Source organism: Variovorax brevis (genome assembly GCF_030317105.1).
In the GTDB taxonomy this organism is placed as follows: Bacteria; Pseudomonadota; Gammaproteobacteria; order Burkholderiales; family Burkholderiaceae_C; genus Variovorax; species Variovorax brevis.
Window position 1 is genome coordinate 746,121 of sequence record NZ_JASZYG010000002.1, and the last position, 23,055, is coordinate 769,175.

Genomic DNA, 23,055 nt, shown 5'->3' on the forward strand with positions numbered 1-23,055 from the left:
GAATTAAATGGATCCGCAACTCCTCGACTACTACAACAGGGAACTGGTCTACATGCGCGAGGCGGCCGGCGAATTCGCCGCGTCCCATCCCAAGATCGCGCGCCGATTGGGCATGCATGGGGTCGAGGTGGCCGACCCCTACGTGGAGCGGCTCATCGAATCCTTCAGCTTCATGTCGGCGCGCATGCAGATCAAGCTGGACGCGGAGTTTCCGCGCTTCACGCAGCGCCTGCTGGAAGTTCTTTATCCCAACTACCTGAGCCCGACGCCCTCGATGGCGGTGGCGCAGTTGCATCCCAGCGTGAAAGAGGGCGACTTCACACGTGGCTTTGTCGTGCCGCGCAACACGGCTTTTCATGCGCGCGTGCCGGCGGGCGAAGAAACGCCCTGCGAATTTCGTTCGAGCCAGGACGTGACGCTGTGGCCGATCGAGATCGTTGACGCCAAGCTCACTGGCGCGCCGCCGGACATCCCCGGCCTCGAGCGCTACGTGCCCGCGCACGTGCAGGTGACGGGCGCGCTGCGCCTGCGGCTGCGCATGGTCGGCGAGCTCAACTTCAGCGCGCTCGTGGGGCTGGACCGGTTGCCGGTCTACCTGCGCGGCAATGAGCAGGTTGCGTCGCACCTCTTCGAACTGCTGCACACCTCGGCCGTGGCGACCTTCACCGGCGAGCCGGGCCATCTGATGAACCGGCCGCACGTCGTCACTGAGGGCGCGCTGGTCCATGAAGGCCTTGAGCCGGGGCAGGGCCTGCTGCCGCTGGAATGGAACACCTTCCACGGCCACAACCTGCTGCACGAATACTTTGCTTGCCCCGAGCGCTTCTATTTCTTCTCGCTCACCCAGCTGGCGCCCGGGCTTTCGCGCATCCAGGGCAAGGAAGCCGAAGTGCTGGTGCTGCTGACCAAGCCGCCCGGGCACCTGGGCGGCCTGGTCGACGTGAACCAGTTCGCGTTGTTCTGCACGCCGGTGGTCAATCTCTTCGAGCGCCGCACCGACCGCATCGAGCTCAACGCGGCGCAACCTGAATTCCATCTGGTGCCAGACCGTTCCCGGCCACTGGATTTCGAGGTGTATTCGGTCAAGGGCATCGTCGGCCAGCAGGCGCAGACGACAGCGGCGATGGAGTTCCGCCCGCTCTACCAGACGCTCAATGAAGACGAGGGCAACTACGGGCGCTATTTCTCGGTGCGACGCGAGCCGCGGCTGGCCTCCGACACGTCCCGCAAGTACGGCACGCGTACGCCCTATGTCGGCACCGAGGTCTTCCTGTCGCTGGTCGATCAGCTCGACGCGCCGTACTCGCAGGACATCCGCTACCTGTCCGTCAAGGCGCTGCTGACCAACCGGGACCTGCCTTGCCTCGTGCCGCGCAACGGTCGCTCCGACCTCGCCGTGGCCGATTCGATTCCGGTGGCTTCGGTGGGCCTGATCCGGCCGCCGAGCACGCCCAAGTCGCCTTTTGCGCAGCGCGAGATCGCATGGCGGCTCATTCGCCAGCTGGGCTTCAATCATCTTCCGCTGGCCGACATGCCGCACCGTGAAGGCGCCCAGGCACTGCGCGACATGCTGCGCCTCTTCGTCTCCGTGGACAACGAAGTGCAGAACCGGCAGATCGAAAGCCTGGTGGGCTCGCGCATCGAGCCGGTGACGCGGCGCTTGCCGGGTGCGGGCCCCTTGATCTACGGCCGCGGGGTGCAATGCACCCTGAGCGTGGACGAAGAAGGCTTCTCCGGCACGAGCCCCTATCTGTTCGGCCTGGTGCTGGAGCACTACCTTGCGAAGCATGTGAGCATCAACGTGTTCACGCAGACCACGCTCGAATCGATGCAGCGCGGAACGGTGGCGCGATGGCCGGTGCGCATGGGCGGTCGGGGCATCGTTTGATGCGGCGCGACACTGATTCAGGGTTGCTTGGTCTTCAGGAGCTGTTTGCGCGTCTGCGTGCGGCGCCGTGGAAGTTCGGCTTCACCGCTCTCATGCGGCGCATCGGTGCCGTGCATTCGCAACTGCCCGCCATTGGCCTCGCGAGCCGGCCGCAGCAGGAGCCATTCAGGCTGGGACAGAGCGCCGCGCTGACCTTTGCGCCGCGCGAAATTGCCGAAGTGGTGTTGCCGGGCGAGTCGCAACAGGTGCGTGCGCCCGGCGAAGCACCGCCGCGCGGGGGCAACAACCCCGCGCATCCGATGGTTCGCGTCTACGGATTGGGGCTGCTCGGGCCCAATGGCGCCTTGCCGCTGCATTACAGCGAGCTGGTGCGCGAGCGCACCGAGAACCACAACGACAGCACGCTCGCGGATTTTCTGGACGTGTTCCATCACCGCTACCTCACGCACATGCACCGGGCGTGGGCGCAAAGCCAGGCGGCTGCAGGGCTTGACCGCGCCGACGAGGAAACCTTCAGCCGCTACGTTGCGCGACTCACGGGACACGATCCGCTGGAGATCCGGCAATCGGCGCTGCCTGCGCATGCGCGCCTTGCGGCGTCGACACACCTGAGCCGCGAATCACGCAATCCCGATGGCCTAGCCAACACGCTCGCCCGATTCTTCGCCGTGCCGGTGCAGCTCCAGGAATTCGTCATGCACTGGATCCGCATCGACGAGGAAGACCAAAGCCACCTCGGCAAGGCGCGCACGTCCAGCATCATGGGCGTGGGCGCGATTGCCGGCGAGGTCGTGGCGGACCGGCAGAACAAGTTCCGCCTCGTCCTCGGCCCCTTGACCCTGCAGCAATACCTGCGCTTCACGCCGCAGGGGCAGGACCTGCCGCTGCTTGTCGAATGGGTCCGAGGCTTCGTCGGCTACGAGTTCGTGTGGGAAGTGGAACTGCGCGTGCGCAACGACAGCGCGCCGCCCGCCCGGCTGGAAGACAAGGAAAAGCTTGGATGGTCGACTTGGCTCGGCGAGGCCGCTGGCGGCGCCCAGGCGACGCGGCGGCCGTCGGGCGCGCCCGCTGTGGACTACGCAGTCGGCATGGTCTTCGAGCCTGAACAGTACATCGGCACACGCGCAATCCCCATTCACTGAGTTAGTTCGAACCCTGGCAATTCATGACCCAATTGACCCATGCCCCCATCGCGGCAAGCGCTGGCGTTCCGGAATGCCCAACGCCGGACTGGCTGATGCCCATCAACGCGCAGGCGCCCTGCGGCATCAGCCTGGAATACGACGCTGAATTTGCCGTGCTCCTGTCGCGCATGACGCCACGCGGCGAAGCACAGTACGGCGGCTTTGTCGACGCACCCGAAGGGCCCAACTGGGCAGAGATCGAGCGCGACTGCCGCCGCTTGATGCTGCGAACCAAGGACATCAACCTGCTCGTGTGGCTTTGCCGTGCGCGCACGCGGCTGGCCCATGCGGCGGGTCTGGCGCAGGTCCTCCAGATGATCGCGACGACGTTGCACACGTGGCCTGAAGCGGTCCATCCACAGCTGATGGTCGATGGCGAGCTTGATCCGGCGGTGCGTGCCAATGCGCTGGCCGCGCTGGTGGATCCCGACGGCCTGTTGGCCGATGTGCGCGAGATCGTGATTGCCACGCACACGGGTGTGCGGCTGAGCGTTCGCGACGTGGAGCGCGCCTTTGCGATTCCCAGAAGCGCGGACGCTTTGGGGGCCGACGCAGTAACGCAGCAACTCCAGGCACTTCGGGAAGCGGCTGCTGGCGATGCCAAGGCGACGATCAACCTGCTGGCGCTCAGCGCACGCAAGGCGCACGACATCGCGGCGTGGTGCAAGCGGTACCTGGCGGACGATGCGCCTTCGCTTCAAGCGCTTCTCAGAATCCTGGATCACTTCGCCGAGCCTGCGCCGGAGCCTGACCTGCTGCAAGAACGCGCCGAGGGATTGGCCGGGCAGGGCGCTCATGCCGAAGAGCCTTGGCACGGGGCAACGCCCCGCGCCGGCAGCAAGCCTGCCACGCGCGCCCAGGTTCTCGTCAGCATTCGCCAGGCGCGCGAATGGTTCGAAGCCCATGAGCCCAGCAGCCCGGTGGCCGTGCTGCTCCTGCAGGCCGAGCGGATGGTGGGCAAACGCTTTTCCCAGATCGCCGATTCCATTCCCCTGGACCTGCTCAGGAAGTGGGATTCCGAAGAGTCGGACGGTGCCTCGGGAGAGCCATCGTGAATACGGAGTGGATGATCTTGTTGGCCTCCAGCCTCGCGCTGGGTGTCATCGGCGCTGCCGCAGGTGCATGGCTGGTCTTGCGCAAGGCACAGGGCCAATGGACCCTGCAGCTGGATGCCCAACTCACGGCCCAATCGCGCGCGCAGGATGCCGCGTTCCGCACCGCCATCGGCAGGTTGGGCGATGGCGAGGGCGCGCCTGGACACAAGGCGCACCCGGATGAGTTCGCCCGCCAACTGCTCGCCCTTCGCGCATCGCAGCAGCAGATCGCTGAGACGGTTCAGGAAAGCTTGCGCGCGCATCTGGAGCATCAAACGCGGTTGCTCGCCGCGCAAGCCGAGCGCTTGATGGGGCAGGCGGAGCAGCGCAGTAAAGGCGTTGGCAAGGACATTGAACAGCAGGTGAGCCGACAACTCGGCCAGCAGCGCGAGGCAATCAGGCAGTCGCAGCAAGATGGGCAGGCGCAAACCTTGGCGCACGTTGATCAGTCCTTGCAGGAGACGCTTCAGCGTGTCACGCAATGGGTCCAGCAGGCCATTCAGGTCGAGATCGACTTTCTTGGCCAGCAGCAGGGCGATCGACTGGACGCGTTCCTTCGCGAACAGGCTCGCCTGCACGCCGAGCAACTGGAGCAGGCCGGTCGCCATGCGGGTGAACTGCGCAGGATGATCCAGCTGCTGACCCCGCCGCAGGTCAGGCGTGTGGGATCGTTTTCGCAACTGCCGGAAATTGGCGCGCCCGTTTCCCGGCCGTTCGAGCCAACGCCCACAGATGCGGTATCGGCACGCCCACCCGAGCTTCTGCACACGCCCTTGCCACGGCGAGAGCCCTTCGATGCGCCGGAGCACGTCGAGCGCGAACTCAGCGATGAGGAACTCGACGCCTTGCCGCCTGAACTGCCCACGCCGGACAAGCCGCGCAAGCGCATCCTGCCGGCGCCCCGCAAGCCGCCGTTGAGCAGCCTTTAGGGCGCTGCCGCGACAAGTCGGGGAAAATGCGGGGTGGCACGTCCGCCGCTCCCAATTTCCCCGTGACCGCTTCCAACGACATTTCACCGCCTTTCGACGCCAGTCGCATTTCCGTCGCGCCCATGATGGATTGGACGGACCGCCACTGCCGTTACTTCCATCGCCTCCTGAGCCGCCGCACCCTGCTGTATACCGAAATGGTGACCACGGGCGCGCTCATCCACGGCGACGTGCCTCGGCATCTGCGCTTCGATGCGCAGGAGCATCCCGTCGCCCTTCAACTCGGCGGCAGCGAGCCGGTCGACCTGGCGCATTGCGCAAAGCTCGGCGAAGAGTGGGGCTACGACGAGATCAACCTCAACTGCGGATGCCCCAGCGAGCGCGTACAGCGCGGTGCCTTTGGCGCCTGCCTGATGAACGAGGCGCCCCTCGTGGCCGATTGCGTCAAGGCGATGGTCGACGCGACGAGCGTGCCCGTCACGGTGAAGCATCGCATTGGCATCGACAAGATCGAGCGCTATGAGTTCGTGCGGGACTTTGTCGGCGCCGTGAGCGAAGCCGGTTGCACCACGTTCATCGTGCACGCGCGCAACGCGTGGCTCAAGGGCTTGTCGCCCAAGCAGAACCGCGAGGTGCCGCCCTTGCGCTACGAGGTAGTGCATCGGCTCAAGCATGAGTTCCCGCATCTGCGCTTCTCGATCAATGGCGGCTTCGCGGCGAACGACGCCGTGCATCGGCAGTTGCGCCTTCTCGATGGCGTGATGATCGGGCGCGAGGCCTATCACAACCCCTGGTGGCTGGCGGAGTGGGACAGCAGCTTCTTCGGCGAAGCGCCGCGCGAACTCACGCGTGAAGACGTCGAGGCGCAAATGTGCGACTACATGGCACGCGAGGCCGCCGAGCACGGCACCCCGTGGTCCAACATCGCGCGCCACATGCTGGGGCTTCGCAACGGGCTGCCCGGTGCCCGGCGCTGGCGGCAGGTGTGGAGCGACCACCGTCTGAAGGGGCTCCCGCCCCATGAAGTCATGGTGCAAGCCCACGCAACGCCGCAAGGCCGCGAGGGCGCGGACGCGCCCGATCAGGCGCTCGCCAGCCTGGCTTCGTAAGGAATTCGAGCAAGAAACAGTTGCCGCGCGGCGCCGTGCGGCAACCAGCCGATTTCAGTTGGCCGCTTCCAGCCCGTTGAGAAAGTGCTTCTGCATGCGTGCCATGGCATCGCCCGCATCGCGCGCCTTGATCGCGGCCATGAGCTCCCGGTGCTCGTGAAGCGACTCATCGATGCGGCCCGACTTCAGCAGCGAGTTGTGGCGGTTGAGCTTCATCACCTTTCGCAGGTCGGCGACCATCTGGTCGCGCCAGCGGTTGTCCGCCATGGCCAGCAGCCGCATGTGAAAGCGCTCGTTGATTGCAAAGAAGCGTCCGCGATCGACGTGGCCCGGCACCGCGGCTGCCTCCAGTTCGTCGTGCAGGGCTTCGAGTTCCGCCACTTGCGCATCGGTGGCGCGCTGGGCCACCACGCCGGCCGCATCGCTTTCCAGCAGGCTGAGCAGGTGGTAGACGTCGGCCAGGTCTTTTTCTGACACCTCGGTCACATAGGCGCCGCGCCGCACCTTCATGGTCACCAGTCCTTCGGCGGCGAGAACCTTCAGCGCCTCGCGCAACGGCGTGCGGCTGATGCCGTATTCCTCGGCCAGCTTGAGTTCGTCGATCCAGCTCCCCGGCTCGAGTTCGCGACTGAAGATGCGCTGGCGCAGCAGTTCGGCGACCTCTTCATAGAGGGCGCGCGGGGTCAAAGTGAGAGCAGCGGACATAGACCCCGAATGTACCGCAATTTATTCTTTTAAATTAATAATTACAGATAGGGTAAACTTGGCACCTTGAACTCTCCGCACCCTGCGCGGACACTCCCTTGACATTCGCAAGACACTTGCAAAGCGGCGCTTATGAGCAAAACCGAACCCAACTTCAAAACTGCGACCCTCGACGCCTGGAACAAGGCCGCCGCCAAATCCGCCCCCGGTGGCGACGTGAACGCCCTGAACTGGATGACGCCGGACGGCATCGCCGTCAAGCCGCTGTACACCGCGGCCGACCTCGAAGGCCTGAAATACACCGACACGCTGCCGGGCTTCGAGCCCTTCCTGCGCGGCCCGCAGGCGACCATGTACGCCGTGCGCCCCTGGACCATCCGCCAGTACGCCGGCTTCTCGACCGCCGAGGAATCCAACGCCTTCTATCGCAAGGCGCTGGCCGCCGGCGGACAGGGCGTGAGCGTCGCCTTCGACCTGGCCACCCACCGCGGCTACGACAGCGACCATCCGCGCGTGACGGGCGACGTCGGCAAGGCCGGGGTGGCCATCGACTCGGTCGAGGACATGAAGATCCTGTTCGACCAGATCCCGCTGGACAAGGTCTCTGTGTCGATGACCATGAACGGCGCCGTGCTGCCGGTGCTGGCGGGCTACGTGGTCGCAGCCGAAGAGCAAGGCGTTGCGCAGGACCAGTTGAGCGGAACCATCCAGAACGACATCCTCAAGGAGTTCATGGTCCGCAACACCTACATCTTCCCGCCGGCGCCGAGCATGCGGATCATCGGCGACATCATCGAGTACACGGCGCAGAACATGCCGAAGTTCAACTCGATCTCGATCAGCGGCTACCACATGCAGGAAGCCGGCGCGAACCAGGCGCTGGAACTCGCCTTCACGCTGGCCGACGGCAAGGAATACGTGAAGACGGCGCTGGCCAAGGGCCTGGACGTGGACGGGTTCGCCGGGCGCCTGAGCTTCTTCTGGGCCATCGGCATGAACTTCTATCTGGAAGTCGCCAAGATGCGCGCCGCGCGCCTCCTGTGGTGCCGGATCATGAAGGAGTTCGAGCCGAAGAACGCCAAGAGCCTGATGCTGCGCACGCACTGCCAGACCTCCGGCTGGTCGCTCACGGAACAAGACCCGTACAACAACGTCGTGCGCACCACCATCGAGGCGATGGCCGCGGTGTTCGGCGGGACGCAAAGCCTGCACACCAACGCGCTCGACGAAGCCATCGCGCTGCCCACCGAATTCAGCGCCCGCATCGCACGCAACACGCAGCTCATCATCCAGGAAGAGACCCACATCACGAGCGTGATCGACCCCTGGGCCGGCAGCTACATGATGGAGAAGCTCACGCAGGACATGGCGGACAAGGCGTGGGAAATCATCGAGGAAGTCGAGGCGATGGGCGGCATGACCAAGGCCGTGGACAGCGGCTGGGCCAAGCTCAAGATCGAAGCCGCCGCGGCCGACAAGCAGGCCCGCATCGACTCGGGCAAGGACGTGATCGTCGGCGTCAACAAGTACAAGCTCAAGAACGAAGACACGCACGACATCCTGCAAATCGACAACGTCAAGGTGCGCGACGGGCAGATTGCCAAGCTCAAGGCGATTCGCGAAAAGCGTGACACGGCTGCCGTGCAGGCCGCCCTGGACGCGCTGACGGCCGCGGCCGACAGCGGCAAGGGCAACCTGCTCGAACTGAGCATCCAGGCGGTGCGCCTGCGCGCCACGGTCGGCGAGATCAGCGATGCACTGGAAAAGGTCTACGGCCGCCACCGCGCCGACACGCAGAAGGTCACTGGCGTCTACGCCGCGGCCTACGACTCGGCCGAAGGCTGGGAGACGCTGCAGCACGAAATCGCCGCCTTCGCCGAAGAGCAGGGCCGCCGTCCGCGCGTGATGATTTCCAAGCTCGGGCAGGACGGCCATGACCGCGGCGCGAAGGTGGTCGCAACCGCATTCGCGGACCTCGGATTCGATGTGGACATGGGCCCGCTGTTCCAGACGCCGGAAGAGTGCGCGCGCCAAGCCATCGAGAACGACGTGCACGCCGTGGGCGTCTCCACACTGGCCGCCGGCCACAAGACGTTGGTGCCCGCAATCATCGAAGAGCTCAAAAAGCAGGGCGCCGACGACATCATCGTCTTCGTCGGCGGCGTGATTCCGCGGCAGGACTACGACTTCCTGTACGAAGCGGGCGTCAAGGGCATTTATGGCCCCGGCACGCCGATTCCGGCCAGCGCGAAAGACGTGCTGGAGCAGATTCGCGCAGCGGTAGCCTGACGTGGTGCGAACCCCGGTCACGGTCGAATCGGTCGTCTCCGAATCGGGCTTGCCCCAGCGCCGTGCCATCGCCAAGGCGATCACCTTGCTGGAGTCGACGCGGGCCGATCACCGCGTGCTGGCCGACGAGTTGCTCACCGCCCTGCTGCCTTCGACGGGGCGGTCGTTTCGCCTCGGCATCTCGGGTGTTCCCGGCGTCGGCAAGTCGACGTTCATCGAGGCATTGGGCTTGTTCCTCATCGACAAGGGCCATCGCGTCGCAGTCCTCACCATCGACCCGTCGTCGACGGTGTCCGGCGGCTCGATCCTCGGCGACAAGACGCGCATGGAGCGGCTCTCGATGCACGAGCGCGCCTACATCCGCCCCAGCCCTTCGTCCGGTACGTTGGGCGGCGTGGCCGAGAAAACGCGCGAAGCCATGCTGGTGTGCGAGGCCGCGGGCTACGACATCGTCATCGTCGAAACGGTGGGCGTTGGCCAGTCGGAAACGGCGGTTTCAGGCATGACGGACATGTTCGTGCTGCTGCAGTTGCCCAATGCCGGCGACGACTTGCAGGCCATAAAGAAAGGCGTGATGGAACTGGCCGATCTGGTGGTCATCAACAAGGCCGACATCGACAAGGATGCCGCGACACGCGCGCAGGCGCAGATCACGTCGGCGCTGCGCCTTTTCGGGCACCACGGCAATCCCGAGCACGCGGCCGCCATGCACGATGCCAGCGGCGCCGAACTCGAACTCTGGATGCCAAAGGTGCTGCAGATGAGCGCCCTGGCCGGAACGGGCCTGGACGCGTTCTGGGCAGCCGTCACGCAATTCCGGACATTGCAGACCCGCAATGGCCGCCTGGCCAGACGCCGTGAAAAACAGGCCCTGTCGTGGATGTGGGAGCGCATCGACGCAGGACTCAAACAGGCCTTCAGGCAACACCCGCAAGTGCGTATGCTCTTGCCGCAATTGTCCCGGCAGGTGGCGGACGGCGAACTGCCGGCCTCGACCGCCGCGCGCAACCTGCTGGCAGCCTCGGCAAGCGCGGCCTGACGTGCCCCCCCAACAACACTCATAACCATTCCTCTTCCGGACTCAACACCATGCAAGAACTGATTGAAGAACTTGAAAAGCGGCGCGCACAGGCACGCCTTGGCGGCGGACAACAACGCATCGACTCACAACACAAGAAGGGCAAGCTCACGGCCCGCGAGCGCATCGAGCTGCTGCTGGACGACAACACTTTCGAAGAGTGGGACATGTTCGTCGAGCATCGCTGCGTCGACTTCGGCATGGACGAGCAGAAGATCCCCGGCGACGGCGTGGTCACGGGCTACGGCATGATCAACGGCCGCCTCGTTTTCATCTACAGCCAGGACTTCACCGTGTTCGGCGGCGCACTCAGCGAAGCGCACGCCGAGAAGATCTGCAAGGTCATGGACCAGGCCATGAAGGTGGGCGCACCGGTCATCGGCCTGAACGATTCGGGCGGCGCGCGCATCCAGGAAGGCGTGGCATCGCTCGGTGGCTATGCCGATGTGTTCCAGCGCAACGTGATGGCTTCCGGCGTGGTACCGCAGATCAGCATGATCATGGGCCCGTGCGCCGGTGGCGCGGTGTATTCGCCGGCCATGACCGACTTCATCTTCATGGTCAAGGACAGCTCCTACATGTTCGTGACCGGCCCCGAGGTGGTGAAGACCGTCACGCACGAAGAGGTGACGGCCGAAGAGCTCGGCGGCGCCTCCACGCACACGACCAAGAGCGGCGTGGCCGACATGGCCTTCGAGAACGACGTCGAAGCCTTGATGATGCTGCGGCGCCTGTACAACTACCTGCCGCTCAACAACCGCGAGAAGCCGCCCGTGCGCCCCAGTGGCGATGCGGCCGATCGCGCCGATCATTCGCTGGACACGCTCGTTCCCGAAAACCCGAACAAGCCCTACGACATGAAGGAGCTGATCGTGAAGGTGGTCGACGACGGCGACTTCTTCGAACTGCAGCCCGATTACGCCAAGAACATCGTGATCGGCTTCGGCCGCATGGAAGGCCAGACGGTCGGCATCGTGGCCAACCAGCCGCTGGTGCTGGCCGGGTGCCTGGACATCAAGAGCAGCATCAAGGCGGCGCGCTTCGTGCGCTTTTGCGATGCCTTCAACATTCCGGTCGTGACCTTCGTCGACGTGCCCGGTTTCATGCCCGGCACCAGCCAGGAATACGGCGGCATCATCAAGCACGGTGCCAAGCTGCTCTATGCGTACGCCGAGTGCACGGTGCCCAAGATCACCGTCATCACGCGCAAGGCCTACGGCGGCGCCTACGACGTGATGGCGTCCAAGCATCTGCGCGGCGACGTCAACCTCGCCTGGCCGCGCGCCGAGATCGCGGTGATGGGTGCCAAGGGCGCGGTGGAAATCATCTTCCGCGAAGACAAGAACGACGCTGAAAAGCTCGCCGCACGTGAAGCCGAATACAAGACCCGCTTTGCCAACCCCTTCGTGGCCGGCGCGCGTGGCTACATCGACGACGTGATCCTGCCGCACGAAACGCGCAAGCGCATCTGCCGCTCGCTCGTGATGCTGCGCGACAAGAAGCTCGAGAACCCGTGGCGCAAGCACGGAAACATTCCCCTTTGATTCAGGTAGAAAAGCATGTTCAAGAAGATCCTGATTGCGAACCGCGGTGACCAGCCGCGCAGCGGCGCAGCGACGAAGTCAAATTGCATGGCACGCGAAGCGTGCGCAGGCGGTTTCTCCGCGGAGACCCAAAATGTTTAAGAAGATCCTTATCGCGAACCGCGGGGAAATCGCCTGCCGCGTCATTCAAACGGCCAAGAAGATGGGCATCCTCACGGTGGCCGTCTACTCCGATGCCGACAAGGAATCGCGCCATGTCGAACTGGCGGATGAAGCCGTTCACATCGGCGCCGCGCCGAGCCGGGAAAGCTACCTGCAAGCCGACCGCATCATTGCCGCTTGCAAGCAGACCGGTGCCGAAGCCGTGCACCCCGGCTACGGCTTCCTGTCCGAGAACGAAGCCTTCGCCAGGAAGGTCGAGGAAGAGGGCATCATCTTCATCGGCCCGAAGCACTACTCTATCGCGGCCATGGGCGACAAGATCGCCTCCAAGAAGCTGGCCAACGAGGCCAAGGTCAACACCATCCCCGGCTGGAATGACGCCATCGAGACTGCCGAGCGTGCCGTCGACATCGCGAAGGACATCGGCTACCCGGTCATGATCAAGGCGTCGGCCGGCGGCGGCGGCAAGGGCCTTCGCGTGGCGTTCAACGACAAGGAAGCCTTCGAAGGGTTCACCTCTTGCCGCAACGAGGCACGCAACAGCTTCGGCGATGACCGCGTGTTCATCGAGAAGTTCGTCGAGGAGCCGCGTCACATCGAGATCCAGGTGCTCGGCGACTCGCACGGCAACGTCATCTACCTGAACGAGCGCGAATGCTCGATCCAGCGACGCCACCAGAAGGTCATCGAAGAAGCTCCGTCGCCCTTCATCAGCGAGGAGACGCGCCGCGCCATGGGCGAGCAGGCCGTGGCGCTCGCCAAGGCGGTGAAGTACCAGAGCGCAGGCACCGTGGAGTTCGTGGTCGGCAAGGACCAGAGCTTCTACTTCCTGGAAATGAACACGCGCCTGCAGGTGGAGCACCCCGTCACCGAATGCATCACCGGCCTCGACCTGGTCGAACTGATGATCCGCGTGGCCGCGGGCGAAAAGCTCCCGCTCGCGCAGCAAGACGTCAAGCGCAATGGCTGGGCCATCGAGTGCCGCATCAACGCGGAAGACCCGTTCCGCAACTTCCTGCCTTCCACCGGCCGACTGGTGAAGTTCCAGCCGCCCAAGGCGACGATGTTCGCCTCCGACACCGAGCACCTCAACGGCGTTCGCGTGGACACCGGCGTGTACGACGGCGGCGAGATCCCGATGTACTACGACTCGATGATCGCCAAGCTCATCGTGCATGGCCGCGATCGCGCGCACGCCATCTCGCTGATGCGCGAGGCGCTCAATGGCTTCGTGATCCGTGGCATCAGCAGCAACATCCCGTTCCAGGCGGCGCTGCTGGCACATCCGAAGTTCGTGACGGGTGACTTCAACACCGGCTTCATCGCCGAGCACTACGGCAAGGGATTCCACGCCGAAGACGTGCCGCATCGCGACCCGGATTTCCTCGTTGCGCTGGCGGCGTTCATGCATCGTCGATACCGCGCGCGCGCTTCCGGCATCAGCGGGCAACTGGATGGCCATGGCGTGAAGATCGGCGAGCAGTTCGTGGTCGTCACCATCGGCGAGGGCGGCAAGCAGCATCACTCGCCTGTGTCGGTGAGCGACTTCGAGGGCCGGACCGGCTCCAGTGCCGTCGCCGTCAATGGCAAGACCTATCGGATCAGCAGCCACGCGACCTTGGGTGCCATCAGCGTGCAGGGACTGGTCAACGGGCAGCCTTTCACGGCGCAGGTGGAGCGTGGAGCGGGCAAGAATCCGCTGGCGCTTCGCGTGTCGCACGACGGCACGCAGATCGAAGCCACCGTGCTGTCGCCGCTGGGCGCCAAGCTGCTCAAGCTGATGCCCTACAAGGCGCCGCCGGACTTGAGCAAGTTCCTGATGTCGCCCATGCCGGGCCTGCTGGTCGAGGTGTCGGTGAAGCCGGGGCAGCAGGTGCAGGCCGGGGAGAAGCTCGCCGTCATCGAGGCGATGAAGATGGAGAACGTGCTGTTCGCAACGCAGGACGGCGTGGTCGGCAAGATCTCCGCCGAAAAGGGCGAGTCGCTGGCCGTGGACCAGATCATCCTGGAGTTCGCATGAACGACACGGAACGTCCATTCAAGGTGCTGGGCATCCAGCAGATTGCCATCGGCGGCCCCGACAAGCTGCGCCTGCAAAAGCTCTGGGTCGACATGCTCGGCCTGGAGGTCACGGGCACGTTTCGAAGCGAGCGCGAGAACGTGGACGAGGACATTTGCGCGATCGGCAGCGGGCCCTTCAAGGTCGAGGTGGATTTGATGCAACCGCTCGACCCCGACAAGAAGCCTGCCGTGCACACGACGCCGCTCAACCACATCGGACTTTGGATCGACAACCTGCCGGTGGCCGTCGAGTGGCTCACGTCTAGGGGCGTGCGCTTCGCGCCCGGTGGCATTCGCAAAGGCGCGGCGGGCTTCGACATCTGCTTCCTGCATCCCAAGGCGAACGACGAATTTCCGATCGCTGGCGAGGGCGTGCTGATCGAGATGGTGCAGGCGCCGCCCGAGGTCGTTACCGCGTTTGCGGCGCTGGCTGCGCACTAGCACCGCGGGGTCGTCAGTTCACGCGTTGGTCACCTTGCGGATCGGCGGCTTCACGTCCGAGCGCTGGGGTGGCAGCATCGGCTGATGCTCGCGCGCCGGGTTCAGGATGATCGATGTCGCAGTTTCCGTCAGCAGGCAGAACTTGGTCACCACCGCGTCAAGGTGCGCCACGTCGATGACGGCGATTTCCAGCACCCAGCTGTCGTCGCCGGTCACGTTGTAGGCATTGATGCATTCCGGCGTCTGCTGCACCAGCTTGACGACGCGTGCGTATTCGGCGCGCCCCACGCGGATGATGGCGCGAATGCCATAGCCGAGCTTCGAAAGATCGACCGTCGCGCGGTAGCCGCTGATTACGCCCGAAGCTTCGAGTTTGCGCACGCGCTCCGTCACGGCCGGCTGGCTCAAGTGCACACGACGGCCGAGTTCGGCCATGGTCAGGCGCGCATCCGCCTGAAGCTCGGCCAGGATGCGGGTGTCGTGTGCGTCCAATAGGGGCGTTAAGGCGGTGTCCATGAATCTCCTTTGAATCAACGGCATTCTGGTTCCACAACCGTCAAAGCCGCATGGATCTTGGCGTATCGCCTTCATATCATCGAGGTGATCCCGTCGAGACACCTCCATGACTTCGCTCACCACCGCCAACGACCTCCCGCTCCGCGGCGCCCGCCCCGGATTGCCGCCGTTCCTGCTGCTGTGCCTGGGCGCCACGTGGGTGATCTGGGGTTCGACCTACCTCGCCATCAAGTACGCCTTGCTGAGTTTTGCGCCCTTCCTGCAGATGGGCACGCGCTTCCTGTTCGCCGGCGTGGTGCTGGCGGCGTGGATGCGCTGGCGCGGCGCGCCCTGGCCGACGCTGGTGCAATGGCGCAACGCGTTCATCGTGGGCGCGCTCATGCTGGGCGGGGGCATGGGCGGCACCGCCTACGCCGAAGTGTCGGTGGGTTCCGGCCTGGTCGTGGCCTTCATTGCCGTCGTGCCGCTGATGATCGCCTTGCTCAACCTGTTCTGGGGCGAAGTGCCGAGCCGGCTCGAGGCCACGGGCATCGCGCTGGGCTTGGTGGGCGTGCTGATCCTCACGCGCGGCAGCGGCTTCCAGGCTTCGCCAGTGGGCTTGTTCGCCATCGCCGCGGCGTGCATCACGTGGTCCATCGGCAGCGTGCTGAGTCAGCGCAACCTGCCGCTGGCCCAGGGGGCGATGGGCTTTGCCAGCGAGATGATCTGCGGCGGCATCGTCCTGCTGGGGATGGCGGCGCTCGATGGCGAGACCTTCGCCTGGCCGCCGCAGCCGGTGGCCGTGCTCGCGTGGGTGTACCTCGTGGTCTTCGGCTCGCTGATCGCCTTCAACGCCTACATGGTCCTGCTCGCCCGCGCGTCGTCTGCTGTCGCTTCGAGCTACACCTTCGTCAATCCGGTCATCGCAATGCTGCTGGGCGTGTGGATTGCGGGGGAGATTGTCACGCCCTTCGAATGGGGCGCGGTATCGGTCGTGTTGTCAGGCGTGCTGCTGATGCTCTGGAAACGGCCGCGCTGAAAAGCGCCGGGCTCAGGCGCCGGGGCGACGCCAGAAGGCCAGCATCGCCGCCAGCGCCCACATCCCCGCCGCACAACCGTGGTTGAGCCGCTGCAGGCTGCGCCGGGACATCCACCGCACCGCCTGCGTGCCCGCGCTGGCATACGCCAGCATCACGCAGGTGTCGAGCGCCACGAAGATGCCGCCGAGCACGATGTACTGGTGCACCTGCGGCAGCGTCGTATCGATGAACTGTGGCAGGAAGGCCGCAAAGAAGAGCACCGACTTCGGGTTGGACAAGGCTACCGCCAGGCTGCGCATCAATGCCTTGCCACCTTGGGGAGACTCATCCTGCTGTGCAATGGCAGCCGCCACGTCCGGCGGCGGGCTGCGCCACATCTTGACGCCGAGCCACACGAGGTACAACACGCCGGCCACGCGCAGGGCATTGAACAGAACCTCCGACGCCGCCATGAGCGATCCCAGTCCCAGCGCGACCGCGGTGATGACCGTGACGCTGCCCAGGGACGCACCTGCGATGCCCCAGCCCGCGCGCCGCATCCCGCCCGAGATGCCATTGGACAGCGCCAGCAGCATGGTGGGCCCGGGCGTGATGGCCAGCAAGATCGAGCTGACGACAAACAGGAACAGGGTGTCGAAGGTCATGTTTTTTCTCTTTGGGCGCGTGCACGCGCCAGTGCGGCTTCGATGATGGCGCGCTTGCGATCTTGCGCAAGTGCCGGCGGAGATTCCTGCGTTGCTGGCGCAGGCGCTTCGCCGGGAACACGCTGCGACGAATGGATCTTGTAGCGCGCCAGGGCTTCCTGCGCCTGTTGTTCCGACCACGCTTGCCAGCCCGTGCGGCCGGGCGTCACGTCTTCGAGCGAGATGCAATCGACCGGGCACACCGGAATGCACAGCTCGCAGCCGGTGCAATGCGCCTCGACAACAGTGTGCATCCGCTTGTTGATGCCCAGGATGGCGTCCGTGGGGCATGCGTCCAGGCACAGCGTGCAGCCGATGCACCACGCTTCGTCGATCACGGCCATGCGGCGTGGGCCTTCGACGCCGAATTCCTCGCCCAACGCGCGCGGCGCCTGACCGGTGATCGCGGCCAATCGCGCGATGCCTTCGGCGCCGCCCGGCGGGCATTGCTGGATGCCCGCCTCACCGTCGGCAATGGCCTGCGCATAACCCGCGCAATCGGGGTAACCGCAGCGCGTGCACTGCGTCTGCGGCAGCGCTGCGTGGATGCGCACTGCCAGCGGGGTCATGGGAACAAAACGCGGTGGTGAAACTCAGCGCGCGATGCGACGCGTCGACTTGGCCGGGCTGGCGGTCGTCTTGCGCGCAGCCTTCGCTGCTGGTCGAGCCACGCGCTTGGGCGCGCGGATCGTGTCTTCGGATGTCACCCGCGCGGACGACACTGCCGCTTTTTGCGGCTGGTCGTGCGCGGCGATGAACGCCTGCACTTCGGGGTAAACGTGCTCGCGCCAGCGACGACCACTGAAGATCCCGTAGTGGCCCGCGCCTTCGACCTCGAGATGGCGGCGTTGCGTCTTCGGGATCCCGGTGCACAGCTCATGCGCCGACTCGGTCTGGCCGGAGCCGGAGATGTCGTCCAGTTCGCCTTCGATCGTCAGCAGCGCGCTGGTCTTGATATCTTGCGGGCGAACGCGCTCGACCTCGCCTTGCGGGTTCTTCACGTCCCACGTGCCGTTGACCAATTCAAAGTCCTGGAACACCGTGCGAATCGTCTCGAGGTAGTAGTCGGCGTCCATGTCGAGCACCGCGTTGTACTCGTCATAGAAATTGCGGTGAGCCTCGGCGCTGGCATCGTCGCCCTTGATGAGGTCCTTGAAGTAGTCGTAGTGGCTCGACGCGTGGCGGTCCGGGTTCATCGCGACGAAGCCCGTGTGCTGCAGGAAGCCGGGATACACGCGGCGGCCCTTGCCCGGAAAGCCCTGTGGCACGCGATAGATCACGTTGTTCTCGAACCACTCGAAGCTCTTGTTCATCGCGAGGTTGTTCACCGCGGTGGGCGACTTGCGCGCGTCGATGGGGCCACCCATCATCGTCATGGACAGTGGCAGGGTTTCGCCGCGGCTGGCCATGAGCGACACGGCCGCCAGCACCGGCACCGTCGGCTGGCAAACGCTGACCACGTGGCAGTTGCCGTATTCGGCCTGCAGGTGGCGGATGAATTCCTGCACGTAGTTGACGTAATCGTCCAGGTGGAACGAACCGTCGCTCAGCGGCACCGTGCGTGCGTTCTTCCAGTCCGTGATGTAGACCTTGTGGCCCTGCAGCATGGTGCGCACCGTGTCGCGCAGCAGCGTGGCGTAGTGGCCGGAGAGCGGTGCGACGATCAGCACCACAGGCTGCGATTTCAGCGTGTTGAGCGTGTGCGGCTCGTCCGTGAAGCGCTTGAAGCGGCGCAGTTCGCAAAAGGGCTTATTGAGTTCGATGACTTCGTGAATGATGACGTCATCACCGTCCACCTTGACCGTCTTGATGTTGAACTCGGGCTTTTCGTAGTCCTTGCCGAGCCGGTAAAGCAAGTCGTAGCCGGCCGCCATGCGCTGTGAAAGCGGCATCTGGCTGAACGGGGAACCGCCACCGAAAAGCTTGGAAGCGGCTTGCGCAAAGTCGGCAAACGGCTCCATGAGGGAGCGCTGGGCTTCGTAGAACTGGTACAACATTTTTGGGGCCTGTGATATTCGTTTTCGCTGCAGTGCAATATATCAGCGGGGTACCCCTCAAAACAGGCGAGGGTTCCCTGGTCAATTGCGCGAAATGTCCCCAATTTGTCAATGCGGCCCCGCCGCATTGACACTAATTCACTAAATCACAAGACCTTGGCGATGCTTTCGCAAACGTAGTCGATGTTCTTGCTATTGAGCGCGGCCACGCACATGCGACCGGTATCGGTGCCATAAACGCCGAATTCGTTGCGCAAGCGCACCATCTGGTCCTTGGTCAGGCCCGAATAGCTGAACATGCCGATTTGCGAGGTGATGAAACTCATGTCGCGCTGCACGCCGGCGGCTTTCAGGCCGTCGACCAGCTTTTGGCGCATCGCCTTGATGCGCACGCGCATTTCGGCGAGTTCCTTTTCCCAGATGGCGCGGCGGGCCGGGTCGTTCAGGACGGCTGCCACGACGGCACCGCCGTGGATCGGCGGGTTGCTGTAGTTGGTGCGAATGGCGATCTTCAGTTGCGACAGCACGCGGCCAGCTTCTTCCTTGTCCTTGCAGAGCACGGAAAGGGCGCCCACGCGCTCGCCGTAGAGGCTGAAGCTCTTCGAGAACGAGGTCGAGACGAAGAAGTTCAGGCTCGCCTTGACGAACTTGCCGATGGCCGCGCCGTCTTCGGTGATGCCGTAGCCGAAGCCCTGGTAAGCCATGTCGAGGAAAGGCACGAGGTTCCTGGCCTTCACCACTTCCACCACCTGGTCCCATTGCTCCGACGTGATGTCGTAGCCGGTCGGGTTGTGGCAGCAGGCGTGCAACACGACGACCGTGCCGGCGGCGGCAGCGTTCAGCGCGCTCAGCATGCCGTCGAAGTTGATGCCGAGCTTGTCGGCGTCGTAGTAGGGATACGACTCGACGACAAAGCCTGCGTTGGTGAACAGCGCACGGTGGTTTTCCCAGCTCGGATCGCTGATCAGCACCTTGGCCGATGGGTTGAGCTTCTTCAGGAAGTCGGCGCCGACCTTCAGGCCGCCGGTGCCGCCGATGGCCTGGATGGTGGCCACGCGGCCCGAATTGACGGGTTCGCTGTCCGCGCCGAACACCAGCCCCTTGACGGCGCTGTCGTATGCGGCAATGCCGTCGATCGGCAGGTAGCCGCGGGCGCTGGGCGCCTTCATCATGTCCTCTTCGGCGGCCTTGACGCAGTCGAGCAGCGGCAGCTTGCCGGTGTCGTCGTAGTACACGCCCACGCCCAGATTGACCTTTTTCGGATTGGTATCGGCAGCGTATTGCTCGTTGAGGCCAAGAATCGGGTCGCGCGGCGCCATTTCGACGGCGTTGAACATTGACATGGAAAAAGTCCTTTGGATGGGTCGGTTTGCCCGCGCTCGGTGCCGGGCTTTCTTGGAACTGGAGGCTGGGTTACGCTGTCCAGTTCCCTTGAATTTTAACGTTCGCAACTCACCTGATGCGGGAACACCCTATGTCTGACATCACGGAAGTCCTTCCAGCCTCGCCCCACGCGGATGCCGTGGGCCCGGCGAAGCCGGGGGAATTCATCAAGTTTCCCGATTCGCCCTTCGAGCTTTTCCAGCCTTATCCGCCGGCGGGCGACCAGCCAACGGCCATCGATTTGCTGGTCGAGGGCGTGAACGATGGCGAGGTGTTCCAGACCCTGCTGGGCGTTACGGGTTCGGGCAAGACCTTCACGATGGCCAACGTCATCGCGCGGCTGGGCAAGCCGGCGATCGTGTTCGCGCCCAACAAGACGCTGGCGGCGCAGCTCTACAGCGAATTCCGCGAGTTCTTTCCGAAGAACGCTGTCGAGTACTTCGTGAGCTACTACGACTATTACCAGCCCGAAGCCTACGTTCCCCAGCGCGACCTGTTCATCGAGAAAGATTCTTCGATCAACGAGCACATCGAGCAGATGCGCCTGTCGGCCACCAAGAGCGTTCTGGAGCGCCGCGACACCATCATCGTGGCCACGGTGAGCGCCATCTACGGCATCGGCACGCCCGAGGACTACACGCAGATGCGCTTCATCATGCGGGTGGGCGACAAGATCGGGCAGCGCGACGTGATCGGGCGCCTGATTCGCATGCAGTACACGCGCAACGAGCAGGATTTTTCGCGCGGCACGTTCCGGGTGCGCGGCGACACCATCGACGTGTTTCCGGCCGAACACAGCGAGTTGGCGATCCGCATCGAGCTCTTCGACGACGAGATCGAGTCGCTGCAGCTTTTCGATCCGCTCACCGGGCGCATCCGGCAGAAAATCCCGCGCTTCACGGTCTACCCGTCGAGCCACTACGTCACGCCGCGCGACAAGGTGCTGAGCGCCGTCGAGACCATCAAGCTGGAACTGGACGGTCGGCTCAAGGAGTTGCTCAACGACGGCAAGCTGGTCGAAGCCCAGCGGCTGGAGCAGCGAACGCGCTTCGACCTTGAAATGCTCGCCGAGATCGGCCACTGCAAGGGCATCGAGAACTACACGCGCCACCTTTCCGGCGCCGCGCCCGGTGAGCCGCCCGCCACGCTGACGGACTACATGCCCAAGGACGCCTTGATGTTCCTGGATGAGAGCCATCAGATGATTGGCCAGTTGGGCGCCATGTACAACGGCGACCGCTCGCGCAAGACGACGCTGGTCGAATACGGCTTTCGCCTGCCGTCGGCGCTGGACAACCGGCCGCTCAAGTTCGAGGAGTTCGAAAGGCGGATGCGCCAGTGCATCTTCGTGTCGGCCACGCCGGCTGCGTACGAGCAGGAACATGCAGGCCAGGTCGTCGAGCAACTCGTGCGTCCGACGGGCTTGATCGACCCCGAAGTGGAAGTGCGTCCTGCCACGCACCAGGTGGACGATGTGCTGCAGGAAATCCGCATCCGCGTCGAGAAGAACGAGCGTGTGCTCATCACCACGCTCACCAAGCGCATGGCCGAGCAGCTCACCGACTACCTCAGCGACAACGGCGTCAAGGTGCGCTACCTGCACAGTGACATCGACACGGTGGAGCGCGTGGAAATCCTGCGCGACTTGCGCCTGGGCAGCTTCGACGTGCTGGTGGGCATCAACCTGCTGCGCGAAGGGCTGGACATTCCGGAGGTGTCCTTGGTGGCGATCCTGGATGCCGACAAGGAAGGTTTCTTGCGTGCGGAGCGTTCGCTCATCCAGACCATCGGCCGCGCCGCTCGCAACCTGAACGGCAAGGCCATCCTCTACGCCGACAAGATGACCGACTCGATGAAGAAGGCCATCGGCGAGACCGAGCGTCGCCGCGCGAGGCAAATCCTGCACAACGAGGAGCACGGCATCACGCCGCGCAGCATCGTCAAGCAGGTGCGCGACTTGATCGACGGCGTCTACAGCGAAAAGAGCGGCAAGGAAGCTGCCAAGCTGGAACTGGAACGCGCCAAGGTCGAGGACATGAGCGAAAAGGACATCTCCCGCGAGATCAAGCGGCTGGAGAAAGTCATGCTCGAACACGCCCGCAACCTCGAATTCGAGAAGGCGGCGCGCGTGCGCGACCAACTCGCTTTGCTGCGCGAGCAGGCCTTCGGCGGTCCGGGTCACGACAACATCGCCGTACTTTCACCCGGGAAATAAGAACTTCAGAAGTTCCCATTGGTGTTTACCCGGGCACGCCCCGGGGTCTTCTGCTATACTTGACAGAAATACTCAACAACAAAAGAACTTCGCGATGAAGGGCTGGCTCCAACTCACTGGGTCTCCAGTGCCAACCGGGTCGGAAAGGGCGGAGACGAGGTCGCCGTGGTCACAAGTCGCGGCGATTGTTTAAACGGTAAGCCTATCTAGGAGCTTGCGATGCGTCTCACAACAAAAGGCCGTTTTGCGGTCACTGCCATGATTGATCTGGCACTGCGCCAGAACACTGGCCCGGTGACGCTGGCTGCCATCAGCCAACGCCAACAGATTTCTTTGTCCTATCTGGAACAGCTCTTCGGCAAGCTCCGTCGTCATGAGCTGGTCGAGTCGACGCGCGGCCCTGGTGGCGGTTACTCGCTGGGCCGCAAGGCGGCTGACATCACGGTGGCCGACATCATCGTCTCCGTGGATGAGCCCATCGACGCCACCCAATGCGGCGGCAAGGAAAACTGCCTGGGCGAAGCCGGTCGTTGCATGACGCACGAACTGTGGGCCTCGCTCAACCAGCGCATGGTCGAGTTCCTGGACTCCGTCACCCTGCAAAAGCTGGTCGACGACCAGCTCGCCAAGGGCGTCACCATCGAGAACAAGCCTGCCGTCAAGCGCGCGATTTCTGCGCAGCCGGTCGTGAAGCCGATTCGCGTCAACGCGCCGAACTCGGTGTTCGCGCTGGGCAACGTCTTCGCCAAGTCCTGACA

19 protein-coding genes are annotated in these 23,055 nt (G+C 64.2%); 13 read left to right on the forward strand and 6 right to left on the reverse strand.

Features of this window, described 5'->3' with window-relative positions:
* Positions 1–7 precede the first annotated feature (7 nt).
* The 5 genes from tssF to dusA all read left to right on the forward strand — a co-directional run bounded on the left by tssF (position 8) and on the right by dusA (position 6,204).
* A complete protein-coding gene (gene tssF, locus QTI66_RS08080; protein ID WP_286558761.1) occupies positions 8–1,888 on the forward strand; it encodes a type VI secretion system baseplate subunit TssF in 1,881 nt (626 codons plus the stop codon).
* Positions 1,888–3,030 (forward strand): type VI secretion system baseplate subunit TssG, encoded by a 1,143-nt coding sequence (gene tssG / locus QTI66_RS08085; RefSeq protein ID WP_286558763.1) that lies wholly within the window; start codon positions 1,888–1,890, stop codon positions 3,028–3,030. The genes tssF and tssG overlap by 1 nt, the downstream gene beginning before the upstream one ends.
* A gap of 23 nt (positions 3,031–3,053) precedes the next feature.
* The gene (locus tag QTI66_RS08090; RefSeq protein ID WP_286558765.1) at positions 3,054–4,127 is read left to right on the forward strand and encodes a type VI secretion system protein TssA; all 1,074 of its coding nucleotides are present in this window, start codon (positions 3,054–3,056) and stop codon (positions 4,125–4,127) included.
* Positions 4,124–5,095, forward strand: a complete 972-nt coding sequence (locus QTI66_RS08095; protein WP_286558767.1) for a hypothetical protein — start codon at positions 4,124–4,126, stop codon at positions 5,093–5,095. Before QTI66_RS08090 ends, QTI66_RS08095 begins: the two co-directional genes overlap by 4 nt.
* Positions 5,096–5,157: 62 nt before the next feature.
* Positions 5,158–6,204 (forward strand): tRNA dihydrouridine(20/20a) synthase DusA, encoded by a 1,047-nt coding sequence (gene dusA, locus QTI66_RS08100; protein WP_286558770.1) that lies wholly within the window; start codon positions 5,158–5,160, stop codon positions 6,202–6,204.
* 54 nt (positions 6,205–6,258) lie between these two features.
* Here the strand turns inward: dusA and QTI66_RS08105 are convergent, their stop codons facing one another.
* The gene (locus QTI66_RS08105) at positions 6,259–6,909 is read right to left on the reverse strand and encodes a GntR family transcriptional regulator (protein ID WP_286558771.1); all 651 of its coding nucleotides are present in this window, start codon (positions 6,907–6,909) and stop codon (positions 6,259–6,261) included.
* Between the two features lie 132 nt (positions 6,910–7,041).
* Here QTI66_RS08105 and scpA point away from each other — a divergent pair, with 132 nt between their 5' ends.
* The 5 genes from scpA (at position 7,042) to QTI66_RS08130 (ending at position 14,484) form a co-directional block, all read left to right on the forward strand.
* Positions 7,042–9,198 (forward strand): methylmalonyl-CoA mutase, encoded by a 2,157-nt coding sequence (gene scpA, locus QTI66_RS08110; RefSeq protein ID WP_286558773.1) that lies wholly within the window; start codon positions 7,042–7,044, stop codon positions 9,196–9,198.
* A gap of 4 nt (positions 9,199–9,202) precedes the next feature.
* Positions 9,203–10,237, forward strand: coding sequence for a methylmalonyl Co-A mutase-associated GTPase MeaB (meaB, locus tag QTI66_RS08115; protein ID WP_286559055.1), 1,035 nt, complete (start codon positions 9,203–9,205; stop codon positions 10,235–10,237).
* A gap of 50 nt (positions 10,238–10,287) precedes the next feature.
* Entirely contained in the window at positions 10,288–11,820 is a 1,533-nt protein-coding gene (locus QTI66_RS08120) for an acyl-CoA carboxylase subunit beta (protein WP_286558775.1), read from the forward strand.
* A gap of 133 nt (positions 11,821–11,953) precedes the next feature.
* A complete protein-coding gene (locus tag QTI66_RS08125; RefSeq protein ID WP_286558777.1) occupies positions 11,954–14,002 on the forward strand; it encodes an acetyl-CoA carboxylase biotin carboxylase subunit in 2,049 nt (682 codons plus the stop codon).
* Positions 13,999–14,484, forward strand: a complete 486-nt coding sequence (locus tag QTI66_RS08130; RefSeq protein ID WP_286558779.1) for a VOC family protein — start codon at positions 13,999–14,001, stop codon at positions 14,482–14,484. The genes QTI66_RS08125 and QTI66_RS08130 overlap by 4 nt, the downstream gene beginning before the upstream one ends.
* An 18-nt stretch (positions 14,485–14,502) precedes the next feature.
* On the opposite strand, the gene QTI66_RS08135 is transcribed toward QTI66_RS08130, so the two are convergent.
* The gene (locus QTI66_RS08135; RefSeq protein WP_286558781.1) at positions 14,503–15,000 is read right to left on the reverse strand and encodes an Lrp/AsnC family transcriptional regulator; all 498 of its coding nucleotides are present in this window, start codon (positions 14,998–15,000) and stop codon (positions 14,503–14,505) included.
* Positions 15,001–15,106: 106 nt separating this feature from the next.
* On the opposite strand from QTI66_RS08135, the gene QTI66_RS08140 reads away from it, so the two are divergent.
* Positions 15,107–16,018 (forward strand): EamA family transporter, encoded by a 912-nt coding sequence (locus QTI66_RS08140; protein ID WP_286558783.1) that lies wholly within the window; start codon positions 15,107–15,109, stop codon positions 16,016–16,018.
* A 12-nt stretch (positions 16,019–16,030) separates the two neighbouring features.
* On the opposite strand, the gene QTI66_RS08145 is transcribed toward QTI66_RS08140, so the two are convergent.
* From QTI66_RS08145 to QTI66_RS08160, 4 genes are all read right to left on the reverse strand, one after another.
* The gene (locus QTI66_RS08145; RefSeq protein WP_286558784.1) at positions 16,031–16,663 is read right to left on the reverse strand and encodes a LysE family translocator; all 633 of its coding nucleotides are present in this window, start codon (positions 16,661–16,663) and stop codon (positions 16,031–16,033) included.
* Positions 16,660–17,271 (reverse strand): RnfABCDGE type electron transport complex subunit B, encoded by a 612-nt coding sequence (locus tag QTI66_RS08150; RefSeq protein ID WP_286558786.1) that lies wholly within the window; start codon positions 17,269–17,271, stop codon positions 16,660–16,662. Before QTI66_RS08150 ends, QTI66_RS08145 begins: the two co-directional genes overlap by 4 nt.
* A gap of 24 nt (positions 17,272–17,295) precedes the next feature.
* Positions 17,296–18,699: a polyhydroxyalkanoate depolymerase gene (locus tag QTI66_RS08155; protein WP_286558788.1), complete on the reverse strand. Its 1,404-nt coding sequence runs from the start codon at positions 18,697–18,699 to the stop codon at positions 17,296–17,298.
* Between the two features lie 146 nt (positions 18,700–18,845).
* Entirely contained in the window at positions 18,846–20,042 is a 1,197-nt protein-coding gene (locus tag QTI66_RS08160; RefSeq protein WP_286558789.1) for an amino acid aminotransferase, read from the reverse strand.
* Between the two features lie 131 nt (positions 20,043–20,173).
* Between QTI66_RS08160 and uvrB the strand changes: the two genes are divergently transcribed.
* Positions 20,174–22,297, forward strand: coding sequence for an excinuclease ABC subunit UvrB (gene uvrB / locus QTI66_RS08165; RefSeq protein WP_286558791.1), 2,124 nt, complete (start codon positions 20,174–20,176; stop codon positions 22,295–22,297).
* A gap of 219 nt (positions 22,298–22,516) precedes the next feature.
* Positions 22,517–23,053: a Fe-S cluster assembly transcriptional regulator IscR gene (gene iscR / locus QTI66_RS08170; protein WP_286558793.1), complete on the forward strand. Its 537-nt coding sequence runs from the start codon at positions 22,517–22,519 to the stop codon at positions 23,051–23,053.
* The last annotated feature ends 2 nt before the right edge of the window (positions 23,054–23,055 follow it).